The organism is Paenibacillus solani (assembly GCF_001277345.1).
Classification (GTDB): Bacteria; Bacillota; Bacilli; order Paenibacillales; family Paenibacillaceae; genus Paenibacillus_AQ; species Paenibacillus_AQ solani.
Genome location: NZ_LIUT01000001.1, coordinates 2,313,427 through 2,328,004, shown reverse-complemented (window position 1 = coordinate 2,328,004; position 14,578 = coordinate 2,313,427). Strand labels below are relative to the sequence as shown.

Sequence of the window (14,578 nt, the reverse complement as noted above, 5' to 3'; positions counted from 1 at the left end):
GTGTCAAGAGGTGTATACGAAAGTAAAGACTAGTATATAGAACAGCGGGGAGCTTCTTTCTATACTGGAATTATGAAAGGCTGCAGTACCATTTGCAGCGAACTATAACGAATTATACCGGAGGGGTTAAATTTGAAGAGCAAAAAGGCACTTGCAATGATCTCCTTGACGCTTGCACTGGCGATTTCAGGCTGCGGCTTCAAATCGTCGTCTGAGCCAAACCAACAGCTTGGAAACTCCAAGGATCCGATCCAAACAACAGGCACAGGAAACAGCGATGATATCATTGAGGTTTCAACGGTTTCGCCAAGCGATCCTTACTTGAAATTTGACGAAGGTGAAGACTTCGACAAAAACTCAGTTTATGACGCTTATGAACAAGATATCGGTGTCAAAATTACAAACAAGTGGATTGCAGATGTAAGCCAATTTAAAGAGAGAGTAAAAATTGCGATTGCATCCAACGATCTTCCGGATTTCTTGCTTGTAAACGCTTCACAACTTAAAGAGCTGACTGAAGCGGATATGATTATGGATTTGACAGAGATTTATGATCAGCATGCTACGGAAGAGACGAAAAAGTTTCTGACCGTGGACGGCGGCATGCAAATGAAAACAGCGATGTTCGACGGGAAAATGATGGGTATTCCAAGCTCATACAACCCGTTCAACTATCAATTCTTGTTCGTTCGTACAGACTGGCTGAAAGAACTGGGCCTGCCTGAGCCTAAAACAATGGATGATCTCATTGAAATTGCCGAAGCTTTTAAAGCGAAGAATCCTGGTGGTACAAAACAAGCTTACGGTATTTCGGTCAGCAAGAACCCATTTAGTACAGAGACAGGAGTTACCGGTCTGAGAGCGTTCTTGAACGGCTATCATGCTTATGAAAACACTTGGATGGAAGACGGGAACGGCGGTTTGATGAACAGTGATATTCAGCCCGAGATGAAGCAGGCCCTTGCAGCGCTGCAAGACATGTTCAAAAAAGGGCTGATCGATCCTGAGTTTGCGGTCAAAGATTCGGAAAAAGCCGCTGAGCTCATCTACGACGGCAGCATTGGCATGGTATTTGGCGCTTCCTGGACACCGGCGCAGCTTGCAAAAGGGGCTGTGAAAGACGGCAAGGTTGTTCAAGAATGGGGCGTATACCCGATTCCTTCTGTGGACGCTAGCCCAACGCTGAACCAAATCGGTTTAGGTGTTGACGAGTACTATGTTATTTCCAAAAAAGCTAAGCATCCTGAAGGCGTAATCAAATTGCTGAACCAATACATCGTAACGCAGTCTCATCCAACAGAAGAACAAAAGGTTTACGAATACGGTAAAGATCGGGTAGAAAAAGGAGCTAACTACTGGTTGCTTAACCCGCTTCGTGTAGGTAGACAAATCGATAATAATGGGGAGATCTTGCCGAAAGCGATCGAAACAAAAGATGCTAGCATTCTGGAAACAAAAGACCAAAAAACGCGTTATGAGCGTGCAATGAAATATGTTGACGGCAGCGATATCAACATGTGGTGGGAGTACCTGATTTCGGGTCCGAACGGAGCGGTATCGCATAACCCTAAAATCCAGCAAAACAAACAATACCTGCAAAACAAATTCTACGGAGCGCCTACTCCGACGATGGCAGACCGTCAAGAAATCTTAACGAAGAAACGTGATGAAATATTCATCAAAATTATAATGAACCAAGTATCCGTAGACGAGTTCGATACATTCGTTGAAGAGTGGAAGAAGCTTGGCGGCGATGAAATCACGAAAGAAGTTAACGAGTGGTATCAATCGCTTCAATAGGATCAGTAGCGCAAAGGAGGGGTTGAATCGATGCAATCCCTCCTTTTTTCAAGAACAATCAGGTTCTTGAGTAAGGAATGAACAGCATGAAAAGTGAATCAGCGAGGTGAATATATGAATAGTCTGACGCGCATGTGGAAGAAGGAATGGCCGCTTCATTTAATGCTGCTGCCGGGTTTGGCTTTTATTATTATTTTTAGTTACATTCCGATGTCAGGAATCATGATGGCTTTTCAAAAATATGTGCCGAATAAAGGGTTGTTCGGATCCCCGTTTATCGGATGGAGGAACTTCCAATTGTTAATGGATTATCCGGATATCCGCCGTGTCTTCTTTAACACGGTATATATTGCTGTAATGAAAATCGTTGCCGGTTTGTTCGTGCCGATTACCATTGCTATTTTGCTTAATGAATTGCGTAGAGAATGGATTAAGAGAACATTCCAAACCCTGGTCTATCTGCCCCATTTCCTATCATGGGTGTTGCTGAGCGGTATTTTGGTCGACATTTTGTCTCCATCCTCCGGCATATTCAATCAGATGCTTGGATGGTTTGGCATTAAGCCGATTTTCTTTCTTGGCGACAATAACTGGTTCCCTTATGTCATGGTCATCTCCGATGTATGGAAAGAATTTGGATTTGGCACCATTGTTTATTTGGCGGCGCTGACAGGAATTAATCCTACGCTTTATGAAGCCGCTGAAATTGATGGCGCGGGCCGCTGGAAACAAACGCTTCACGTGACCCTGCCGGGCATGATGCCGATCATCGTTCTTATGCTGACGCTTAATATCGGCAATGTGCTGAATGCCGGATTTGATCAAATATTTAACCTGTACAGCGCACCGGTTTATGAAAGTGCCGATATCATTGATACTTTCGTCTACCGCATGGGGATACAGCAAGCCCAGTTTGGATTTGCCACAGCTGTCGGCTTATTGAAATCCGTCGTATCCTTTATTTTCATTTCCGTATCCTACGTACTCGCCTACCGACTAGCGAATTACCGTATTTTCTAGTAACGGAAAAGTCGGTGATTCAGAAAGGAGACAGACCGTGGTCATTAAACCGTCATTCGGAAGAAGGGCTTTTCTCGTTAGCAATCTCATCTTTCTTGCGTTTATATCTTTTTTATGCTTAATGCCGATCATTCATATTTTGGCGATTTCCTTTAGCTCGGGTTCAGCGGCGGCAGCCGGCAAGGTTGCGCTGTGGCCTGTAGAGTTTACAACGGCGGCTTATGATAACGTGTTCGGCAAGCCTGAATATGTAAGAGCCTTCGGCATTTCTATTCAACGGGTTGTTGTCGGGACAGCATTAAGCATGCTATTAACGATTGTTACGGCTTATCCTTTATCCAAGGACCGCAATACGTTCCGTCTAAGAACCGTTTATGCCTGGATTTTCGTTTTTACGATTTTGTTCAACGGCGGACTCATTCCTACCTATTTGACGATTAAAAGCTTGGGACTTATTGATTCTCTCGGAGCGCTGGTGTTTCCTATGGCGATTAACGTGTTTAACGTCATCCTGCTGTTGAATTTTTACCGCAATTTGCCCAGGGAGCTTGAGGATGCTTCACGGATAGACGGAGCCGGGCATTTTTCAACACTTTGGAAAATATATGTTCCGCTATCGCTTCCCGCACTGGCGACAACGGGGCTGTTTACGATGGTAGGGCATTGGAATAGCTGGTTCGATGGCATGCTTTATATGAATCATCCGGAAAATTACCCGCTGCAAACCTTCTTGCAAACCGTTATTATTAAGATGGATTTTCGATTTCTTAAATCAGAAAATGTGGAACTCATGCTCCAGCTGTCTGACCGTACAAGCAGGGCAGCACAAATCTTCGTAGCGGCTTTCCCGATTCTTATTGTCTATCCATTCTTGCAGCGGTTTTTCATCAAAGGCATTGTAATGGGAAGTGTAAAAGAATAGACAAGGAAGGTCGTAGATCTCAGGCACAGGAGAACAAACGATGAAAAGTATATTCTTTTTACAGGATTCCTCTATATTCAGAAAAATAATGGCTGCCTTTTTGGCGGCCTTACTGCCGCTTATGGCATTTACCTGGATGATGAATGAGCAAGGGGCCGATCATATCCGTAGTGAAATATCCGATTCGATATTAAATACGACGCGGTTTTATTTAGACTCCTTGGATCAGGAAGCAGACCGGATCAGCCGATATTTGCCTAACTACGTCATGGACAGGGATTTAATGGAAGTAGCGGCGACAGGCGAGCAGATGAACTCCTATGAGCGGTCGTATAAAATATTGGATATTCAGCACCGCCTGGATTTAATGAAAAATTCTAGTCCGTTCATTCGCGAGGCGAAGGCGTACATTCCGCTTATCGAGCGCACCGTGCTGAGCAACAGCTTTGAAACCAGGCTGAATACGGAAGAATATGAAGCGATGCAGTCAGACAAGAAGCTTTATACGGAGCCCTTTATTTATTGGAAGGACCGGCTGTTTATTACGATGCAGTACCCTGCAAGCAAAAAAGACCCGCTCTATGTGGTAGGCGTAGAACTCTCAACCGGCAAAATGAAAGAAACATTAGCGCAAATCGGCAATAACAGGGGAGGCCAATCTGTATTATTTAATCTGGAGCGCGGCTGGGAAATCGATAGCGGTTCCGATCTTGAATTGCATGAATTGATGAAGCAGCTGGCTTTTGAAAAACAGGCAGGGAAAGTGGATGAAGGCTATGACACCATCCATTATAAAAATAAGCGATATCTAACCGTATTCAAGTATTCCAGCCTATGGAATTCATACATGGTAACGAGCATACCGGAGGAGATGATTCTCGGATCGCTCGAGGTATATAAAGCATTGTTTTGGTGGGCTTGCGCGCTTGCTGTTTTTATATTTTTATTCTTTACCTATTTTTTAATCCGGTTAATATACCGTCCGTTGATCAAGCTGGTGCGTTCCTTCCGCCGCATGCAGCAAAACGAGCTAGAGCCGATCCTGATCGACCGCAGAAAGGATGAGTTCGGCTATCTATACCAGGCCTTTAACGATACGGTGAAATCTTTGAAAACATTGATTGAGGAAAATTATGAGCAGCAAATTCGCAATCAGCGTTCGGAGCTGAAACGATTGCAATCGCAGATTAACCCTCATTTTTTATATAATTGCTTTTTCGTGCTTTGCCGCTTGATTAAATCCGATAATCAGAGGGAAAAAGCCTACCAGTTCTGTTTATACATCGGGCAATATTTTCAGTTCATTACCCGTCATCATGATGACGACATTCCGCTGGAGATGGAGCTTGAGCATTCCCGCACGTATGTGGAGATGCAGTCGATCTGTTACGGGGATCGAATCGAAGTGCTGTTTGAAGTTGAAACCCAGTCGATAGAAGTTCCCCGATTAATTTTGCAGCCTATTATTGAAAATGCTTACAAGTACGCCCTGGGCAATATGATCGGCACAGGCGAGCTATGGGTGCACAGCAAGCTGCGCAATGATGCTTATTACATTTATATAGAAGATAATGGCGAGTTCATTACGGACGATGAGATTGAAGCGCTTGACAAGAGGCTGCATTATTCAACCAACCTGATGGAGGAGACAACCGGCATGCTTAATGTTCATCGCAGAATTCGGCTTCGTTATGGAGAAGAGTATGGGATTACCGTATCACGCTCTGAGCTTGGCGGGCTTCAAGCTATTATTAAACTGAGTTTGAGCTAAGGAGGAATCGCCATGTACAGGCTATTAATCGTGGATGATCTGCCGATTATTGTAGATGGTCTTCTGGAGTTGTTCGAGAAGACGGAGCATTTGGAGCTTGAAGTCATGAAGGCCTATTCCGGCGAAGAGGCGCTTGAGGTGCTGTCCCATCATCGGATGGATATTGTGATTTCGGACATTAAGATGTCCGGCATCGAGGGCATTGAGCTGCTGCAGGAAATCAAATCGCAGTGGCCGGCGTGCAAAGTTATTTTATTGACAGGGTTCAATGATTTTCACTATGCGAAGAGCGCCCTTACATTTGGCGCTTTTGATTATTTGCTGAAAGTGGAAAGCGACGAGAAGATCATTCATACCGTTGAACGGGCCATAGAGGAAATTGAAGAGGAACAGGATCAGGCGCAAATGATCTTACGTGCCCAGTCCAAAATGAGAATAGCGATGCCTTCCTTGCAGAAGGAATATATTTGGGGCTTATTTCAAGGCAAGACGATGACGGGGCAGCAGCTTCGGGACGCTTTTGCGGAAATGGACATTCCGCTTGACGCATCGCTGCCTGTCTATTTACTGATTGGCCGGATCGATGCCTGGAAGGAAATGTTCACGGCGCCGGACAAGGCTTTGCTCGCTTACGCTCTTCAAAATATCGGCGATGAGTATTTATCCGCCCATATGCGCTGCTTCTCCGTCGTATTTGATATGAACAAAATGGCATGGATCTTTCAGCCTAAAGCCGGCCCGGAGTTAACGACGGATACCGGTACGATGGAATGGACCAGGGCATACCGCTATGTGAGCGGCAATTTGGAGACGATACAAGCTACCAGCAAAAAGTTGCTGAGCCTCTCCGTATCTTTTCTTATTGGCAGCGAGGCTGTCCCATGGAATCGGCTGTCGGATCGTTTTCATGCGATGAAATACGGTCTTATGCAAGGCCATGGCTTGTTCCATGAGGTCATCATGACAGATAAAGATATTCAGAAGTCCGAAGAAAAAGAGAAGGCGAACAGCTATCATGACAGCTTTTTACACGCTCGCGTACAGCTGCTGATGAGCTGTCTTGAAAATAATCACCGTGAGCAGTTTAATCATCTATTTGTTGAATTGACAGACATCTGGAACGATCCGGATACTCCTTATGAGCGCAAGATTGAGTTGTACCATTTTCTATCTGCGGTATTTCTGGCGCATTTGCACAAAAGTAAAGATATGCGAGACTATATGAATACTCAGATTAATTTGGATATGCTGTTCCGCCAGGAGAAAACGGCTTCATGGACGGAGCTCATTCCATACTATTGGCAAGTTGCGGACTGCTTTTTTGAATGGAATGCGATTAGGGGAACAGAGCTGCCGGCGGAGGTCGTCAATAAGGTGCATCGGTATATAGAGGAGCATATTGCGGGTGATATTTCCCTAACCGCTCTTGGGGATTATGTCAGCTTGAATCCATCCTATCTATCAAGGCTTTACAAGCAGATAACAGGAATTGGACTCTCTAAATACGTAAATGATTACCGCAATGTCATTGCAAAGGACATGCTGCTCAATACATCCATGAAGGTCAATGAAATTGCCGCCAAGCTCGGCTACAATTCAGCGCTTGCCTTTATCCGCTTCTTTAAAAAGCAAAATGATATGACACCGCAGGATTTTCGGACGGCCCGCACCGAAACGATGCAGCAAGGTCAATAAATGTATATGGAATGTAAGCAATGATCTATTTTGATGCGCGGAATCACCCCTTACAATGAAATTATGATGCAATTGTATAGGCAAGGGGGAAGAACATTGAAGACATTAACAGCTGTACTATTAGGCGCAGGCAGTAGAGGAAGATACATCTATGGACCGTATGCGGAAAAATTTCCGAATGAGCTGAAGTTTGTTGCCGTAGCCGAGCCGGATGATGAACGCAGACAACGTTTTGCAGAGATTCATCAAATCGCTGAAGAACACGTTTACAATTCGTGGGAAAAAGCATTCGAGCAAGGAAAAATAGCCGACGTGATGATCATCTGCACGCTTGATCGGATGCATTATATACCAGCAATGAAAGCGATGGAGCTTGGCTATCATGTCATGCTGGAGAAACCGATGTCGCCGAATGTGCAGGAATGTATAGAACTGGAGCAAGCTTCCCTTAAGCATAAGCGTTTGCTGGTGGTCACGCATGTGCTTCGCTATTCCCCGTTCTGGTCGGGCATCAAGAGATGCATTGAGGATGGGGAACTGGGCGCAATCGGCACCATTCAGCTGACCGAGAACGTAGGCTATCACCATATGGTTCATAGCTACGTACGCGGTAATTGGCGGAATTCCGAGGAAACAAGCCCGATGATTTTGGCTAAATCCTGCCATGACCTGGACCTCATCTCCTGGCTGATGGATGAGCCGTGCACAGCGGTCAGCTCATTCGGTTCTTTGCTTCATTTTAAAGCCGAGAACGCGCCGGAGGGTGCAACGGACCGCTGCATCGATGGCTGCGAAGCCGAGAGGGAATGTGCCTTTTCAGCGATTAAAATGTATTTAGAGCAACCTGCCGATCATTGGGCGCGCTATATGACGCACGATTTATCACAGGAAGGCATTATCGGGGCGCTCAAGGAAGGACCGTTCGGCCGCTGCGTCTATCGCTGCGATAACAATGTTGTTGACCATCAGGTCGTCAATATGGAATTTGCCAGCGGCGCCAACGCTAACTTTATTATGTCGGGTCTAACCCAAAGCGGTACTCGTCGTGTGCAGATTATGGGCACGCAGGGAGAGATCATTGGCGACATGGATAAGGGCTCATTTACGCTGTACCGCTATGCGACGGGCGAAGAGATTGAAATTAAATGCAGCGTGCAGGGAGATGGACACGGCGGAGGCGATGAGCGCATGATGAGCTCCTTCCTTAACAATGTACATAAGTTCGATCGCAACCCGTCCCAAGGCCTTACATCGGCTACAGCTTCCTTGCAAAGCCATTTGATTGCCTTCGCTTCCGAACGATCCCGTTTACAGCAAGGCAGAAGCATAAAGTTGACCGAGATGTATGAGAAAGAATCAGCGGGCGTTTAATTGTTGAAATCTGCGAGACGATGTGGCAAAGGCAAACTAGAACAGAATCACGTGCTGCGAAGTAATCATGGCGGACATCCGCGGCATCCGGGCTTGGGAAGTTCGTACCCCGGACGCCGCACAAGTTCGTGAGCAAAGAAGGAAATGGGGAATGAGATCTCTTGAATGGTGTAAGCGCTTACAAGTTAAGGCGTGTCAAATTTCGTGAAAGGAGGGATCCATTTATATATTCATCACAAAGCGGATAAAGATTTCAGGTACTTCTACAGTCAAGATTAAAAAAGGAGTTGACCGAGATGATTTCAAATAAGAAGTGGGGATCCGTCCTGATGGCAACCGTATTGCTGATGGCTCCGGTTTCTGCGGTGCAGGCGAAATCGCCTGTTCCGGCAGTGGTTCTTGCGCAGGCAGGAAATGCAGCGCAGATGGAAGGACAAGATGCAGAAAATCCAAAGTTCGACCTGAATCAACCGATGGATGCCGGAGAACCGGCTGTGGAACAGGCATCCTCAGTATCGAATACAAACCAGGCGGCAGCATCTTCGGCAGTGGAGGAGACGCAATTCCGCAATCTTGCGGCCGAACTCCCTTATGAATGGTCCGAGGAGCCGGAAGCGTCACGTCCTGACGGCGGGTACAAGCTTACGGACGGAAAATACGGCACATTGGATATGAATGACCCGGCATGGGTAGGGCATCTGCGTGGAAAAACGCGGGAAGTCGTCTTTGATCTCGGTGAGGAAAAATCAATCGGAAAGATTGCAGCTCACTTCTTCCAAGATTATCCTACGAACTCGATCCTCGTACCTTTGACGGTATCGATGTATGTCTCTGACGATAAAGAAAATTGGGGACTGCTTTCCCATAACGCTACCCAGCTGCTCTGGGGGGAAGGACCGCCAAGACAGGAGACCTTTGAATGGGACGGCAGCCGGGATGGAATCAAAGGCTGGAATACAGACGGTAAGCTGGCTTATGCCCGTTATGTTAAAGTTACCTTTACGATGCATCCTTCGCAATGGAGTTACATTGATGAAATCGAAATTATTGGTACAGACGGCAAGGCTGAAGGGGCGGTAAAGGTTCCTGCCGAACAGCCTCGTTTTTTGGAGCCGGGAGAAGCTACCGCCGGTATCCGTAATCTGAATCTGCTGTATAACGGTCAATATGCAAATGGTTTGGGTGATTGGAACAAGGAACGGATCATTCCCAACATCAGTTATGTAAATAAAGACGGCGAGCCTGTCGACTGGCTTTTTGACGGGATATTATATCTCGGACTGGCTTCGCCTGCCGGCCGTGACTTCGGTGTCGGACAAACGATCTTGGAGGACTGGAACTGGTATTTAGATAAAACCTTCGCAGCCGCGGGGGATATGCAGCAGCTGAATGAGGCTACAGTGGAAGTCGGAGCCAAGCTGAACCAGCCTGATCATAAAATGAAGGTCGTGCTCATGATTCCGAACCCGGGGGAATACGTAAATGACTTTGGCGACGTTGACGGTGACGGGGTATCCGATAGCTTTAACGACTCGGTTGTCGGCAAAGAGAAAGCGCTCGAAAACCGGATAAAAGCGATGCAGTGGTGGCTGGATCAGGTCCGCCAAAGATGGCAAGAGGCGAACTATTCCAATCTGGAGCTTGTCGGCATGTACTGGCTGGAAGAACAAATCAGCACAAGCGATACAGGCCCCGATTTACTTAAAGCTGTAAGCGGCAAAGTTCATGACTTGAACTTGAAATTTTTCTGGATTCCTCACTCATTGGCTTATAAAAGCTTTATGTGGAAAGAGGTAGGGTTTGATGCCGTGGCGCTTCAGCCTAACTATTTCTTCGGCGAAATGGATTCCGACCGCTTGGAAGACGCCGCGAACCTGGCCAAGCAGTATGGGATGTCGATCGAGCTTGAGTTCGATGACCGGATGCTGACGGAGGGCGTATTCCGCGATCGTTATATCGAATACTTGAACAGCGGCGTTGAAACCGGTTTGATGCAGAATGGATTTAGAGCTTATTACCAAGGCAATAATGCCATTTATAACTTAGGGGTAAACAAGGACCCGAGCTTGCGTTTAATGTATGACTGGCTGTACCAGTTCTTGAACGGAACGTACACGATTGACAGCAGCCCGGCGCTGGAGACAATGGAGGAGCTTGTACGGAGTTATGTCGCATCGAACGAAATCAATTCGGTTTTTGGCAATGAGTTGTTGTATCGTTTGCAGATCATCAAGCTGCTTCTGGAACAAAATAAGCCGAAGGACGCCGTAACGTATATGCAGGATTTCCTCGCACACATACACGACCCGGCCGTGCAAGCACAAGGGTTGATTTCGGCACCGGCAGCAACGGTGCTTGATACCTATGCCCAAATTCTCATGGAAACTTGGTCTGACGACTGGGGCCTCAGCAATCTGGCTCAAGGTCTAAGCTATACCATTTCGCGACCGTCGAACAGCAACTATCCCGATTCCGGGAATGAACTGACGAACGGCCTATTCGGCGGAACGGACTTCAGCAATGAACAGTGGCAGGGTCATGCGGGAAGCGCCTACCCTGAGGAACGAAGCCGCACCATCACATTGGATTTGGGCCGCAACAAATCGATCGGATCAATCAGAGCCCATTTTCTTCAGGATCAAGGACCCGGCATCTATTTCCCTCAGAACGTCGCTTTTTCCGTTTCAACGAACGGCCAAACCTGGAGCACGCTGGCAACCGTTTCTCCGCCACCGGCACAAGATGCTGCCTCTGCTGAATTCGTGAGATGGAGCGGGTCAGCAGACGGCGTGCCAGGGAAAGCGGGAGCCGATAAAGTATACGCCCGCTACGTCAAGATCGAGTTCCCGGTCAACGGCTGGGTATTCCTGGATGAAATCGAGGTTCTTGGCATTGACGGCAAGGCGAATGGAGCCGTAATTTTGCCACCGACGCCGTAAATACCGGGCATCCGGTAACTGCAGGGAATTCCCTGACAAATTATGTCGTACTCATGATGTACAATAACTTACGATTCCTAATAAAAGCCATGGGTAAAGCGTGATTTTTCACGCTGTGACCCATGGCTTCTGCTTATAGCTCTCTTGCTACCTACAAAGATTACATAACTTTTCCTGCAAATTCAGGATATCATTATATTTTGAATAGCTTCGATTTCATAACCCTCAGGTTGCTACAAAGGCACCCTGAGGGTTTTTGTATAAATTTAAGGTTGCTGTAAGGTTGGGATTAAGACGGTGTAAGATAGGGCCTTTAAGATTGGATTTACATTCATGAAATCCAACGATTAAGGAGAGACACCATGAAAACCATACTGCAAGCAAAAAATGTGAACAAAACCTTTGGCACAAAAGGAAATTTATATACGGCGCTGCAAAACATCAATCTGAGCATTGAAGAAGGGGAGTATGTCGGCATTATGGGCCCATCCGGAGCCGGGAAGTCGACGCTGTTGAACATCTTCTCGACCATCGATACGCCGACCTCCGGTGAAATTACGATCGATGGGCAAAACATTGTTGCTATGAACGAGGAGAAACTGTCTGATTTTCGTCGCAATAAACTCGGATTTATTTTTCAAGACTACAATCTGCTTGATACGTTGACAGTCAAGGAAAACATTCTACTTCCGCTGGCTCTTTCCAAAGTTCCGGCAGCCGAAATCGAAAAGAGAGTTGAAGAAATCGCCGATACATTCGGCATACGTCAGATTCTCGATAAGTACCCGTACCACATTTCGGGCGGTCAAAAACAGCGTGCGGCTGCGTCGCGGGCAATCGTGTCGAATCCGAGCCTGATTTTGGCGGACGAGCCGACCGGCGCGCTCGATTCGAAATCGGCGACCGGTCTTCTGGAAAGCTTGAGCAAGCTAAACCTTCACAATCGAGCGACCATTCTGATGGTTACGCACGACGCCTACGCGGCGAGCTACTGCAAGCGGGTCATTTTCATCAACGACGGCCGGCTGTTCAAAGAGCTCCATAAGGAAGGCATGACGAGACAAGCATTTTTCGGACAGATTATTGAAGTTTTGGCGACGCTCGGAGGTGGTCATCATGACACTATTTAAGATCGCCGGGAAGAACATCCGAAAGAACTTCACGAATTATTTTCTATATTTCGCCTCGATGATATTCAGCATCGTCATATATTTTACGTTCGTGTCCTTGAAATACGACAGCACTATTTCATCCGCAACAGAAGGATCACAGAAGATCAGCTCGGCCTTCAGCGGAGCCGCAGTCGTGCTGATCGTTTTCGTGGCCGTGTTCATCTGGTATTCGAATTCGTTTTTCACACGCAAACGCAAAAAAGAGGTCGGACTGTATTCGCTGCTTGGCGTCCGCAAAAAACAGATCGGGCGGATGCTGTTTTACGAAAATTTCCTGATGGGCATTCTGGCCCTGATCATCGGAATCGCGCTTGGAGCGGTGCTTAGCCGGTTTTTTGTGATGATTCTGATGAAAGTGATGGGTTACGCCGTCGTGGCGGATTTCACCATTTCCCCGGCTGCGATCCTGAATACATTCCTGGTGTTCATGATCATCTCGCTGATTACTTCGGTCCAAGGCTATCGCTTGATTTATCGATTCAAGCTAATCGAGCTGTTCAGGGCAGATCAAGAGCGTGAGAAAGAGCCAAAATCTTCCCTGATCATTGCGTTATTATCCGTAGCGCTCATCGGGTTCGGCTATTGGCTTGCGCTGCAAAATATACTTACGTCCAAGGCATGGGCGACCATCGGGTATATGCTTACTCCGCTCGTTATTTTGATATCGGTCATCCTGGGCACATACCTGCTGTTTAACACGTTGACCGTTACGCTGCTGAAGCTGGCCCGCAAACACAAAAAAAGCTACTGGCGTGGACTGAACCTGATCGGGACTTCCCAGCTGCTGTACCGGATGAAGGGCAACGCGCGGACGCTCACGATCATCGCTGTGCTAAGCGCAACGACGCTGACAGCGGTTGGAACGGCGTACAGCACGTATTACAACACGCGGACGAACGCGGCGCTTGCGAATCCGAACAGCTATATGTTTATCGGGGTGGACAGAACAGCCACAGGAAAAGCCGATCAGGCGATCGAGCAGGCTGCGGGACATAAAGTGCTGTACCATGAGTCCATACCTCTCCTCGAGGTAGATGCCGACACCTCCGGCTTAAACAATGCTCAAGGATCAGATGAGCAATCGTTTACCGTCATATCAAGCAGTGATTTTAACCGGTTGGCCAAGCTGCAGGGGCGGGATGATGTCATAAGTGTTAAAGGCAGCGAGGCAGCAGTGCTCGAACCTGCCTATTTGGAAGGCATATCGCCGGAGTACGTCGGTTCTTCGATTAAGCTGAAGGGCAACGGAATCCATAAAACCATCCAATTCAAAACTTTAAAAAACTACAACGTGCTGAATCTTGGAACGGTCTATTCCACCATTGTCGTCAGCGATGATATGTTTGCGGAGCTTAAGCCGAATGCCAAGGCCATGGCTGTAGAAGCATACGGCATCACGCATCAGGACAAGGCGAAAGAGCTGACAAAGCAATTGGAAGGGATTTTACCGGAGAACGCCGGGCTTTCAAGTTTTTACAGCGTTTATTCGCAGGGAATGGAATCATCCGGCCTCTTGATGTTTATGGGGGGATTCCTCGGCCTCGTGTTCCTTGCAGCAACGGGAAGCATCATTTACTTCAAACAGTTAACGGAAGCAGGCAGCGACAAAGCCCGTTATGTGATTTTGCATAAAATCGGCGTCAAAAAACGGGAAATTCGCAAATCTGTCGCCAAACAGGTGCTGTTCATTTTTGCCCTGCCGCTTGCTTTCGGCATCGCCCACTGCGCTGTCGCTCTGTCTGCATTGTCGAAGCTGATGATGACCAATCTGGTCGTTCCCGTCGTGAGCTGCATGGCGGTCTATGTTTGCATTTACCTGATCTATTATTTCGTTACTGTACATGCGTACTGCAAAATCGTTACCAATACAAAATAAGGAGTTGAATTG

Annotated in this window: 9 protein-coding genes; all 9 read left to right on the top strand. The window is 47.1% G+C overall.

What is annotated here, in order from left to right:
* Positions 1-132: 132 nt before the first annotated feature.
* The 9 genes from AM231_RS10340 (at position 133) to AM231_RS10300 (ending at position 14,566) form a co-directional block, all read left to right on the top strand.
* Positions 133-1,800: an extracellular solute-binding protein gene (locus tag AM231_RS10340; RefSeq protein WP_082341594.1), complete on the top strand. Its 1,668-nt coding sequence runs from the start codon at positions 133-135 to the stop codon at positions 1,798-1,800.
* Between the two features lie 114 nt (positions 1,801-1,914).
* On the top strand, positions 1,915-2,820 hold the full coding sequence (locus tag AM231_RS10335) for an ABC transporter permease (RefSeq protein ID WP_054402538.1): 906 nt from the start codon (positions 1,915-1,917) through the stop codon (positions 2,818-2,820).
* Between the two features lie 37 nt (positions 2,821-2,857).
* The gene (locus AM231_RS10330) at positions 2,858-3,742 is read left to right on the top strand and encodes a carbohydrate ABC transporter permease (RefSeq protein ID WP_207383560.1); all 885 of its coding nucleotides are present in this window, start codon (positions 2,858-2,860) and stop codon (positions 3,740-3,742) included.
* Positions 3,743-3,782: 40 nt separating this feature from the next.
* Entirely contained in the window at positions 3,783-5,513 is a 1,731-nt protein-coding gene (locus tag AM231_RS10325; protein ID WP_054402537.1) for a sensor histidine kinase, read from the top strand.
* A 12-nt stretch (positions 5,514-5,525) separates the two neighbouring features.
* Positions 5,526-7,208 carry a response regulator gene (locus AM231_RS10320; protein ID WP_054402536.1) on the top strand — a complete coding sequence of 561 codons (1,683 nt, stop codon included), beginning with the start codon at positions 5,526-5,528 and terminating at the stop codon, positions 7,206-7,208.
* 96 nt (positions 7,209-7,304) lie between these two features.
* Positions 7,305-8,579, top strand: coding sequence for a Gfo/Idh/MocA family protein (locus tag AM231_RS10315; RefSeq protein ID WP_106406063.1), 1,275 nt, complete (start codon positions 7,305-7,307; stop codon positions 8,577-8,579).
* Between the two features lie 296 nt (positions 8,580-8,875).
* Entirely contained in the window at positions 8,876-11,518 is a 2,643-nt protein-coding gene (locus tag AM231_RS10310) for a DUF4855 domain-containing protein (protein ID WP_242615114.1), read from the top strand.
* Between the two features lie 362 nt (positions 11,519-11,880).
* Entirely contained in the window at positions 11,881-12,648 is a 768-nt protein-coding gene (locus tag AM231_RS10305; RefSeq protein WP_054402535.1) for an ABC transporter ATP-binding protein, read from the top strand.
* On the top strand, positions 12,635-14,566 hold the full coding sequence (locus AM231_RS10300) for an ABC transporter permease (RefSeq protein ID WP_054402534.1): 1,932 nt from the start codon (positions 12,635-12,637) through the stop codon (positions 14,564-14,566). The genes AM231_RS10305 and AM231_RS10300 overlap by 14 nt, the downstream gene beginning before the upstream one ends.
* Positions 14,567-14,578: the final 12 nt, after the last annotated feature.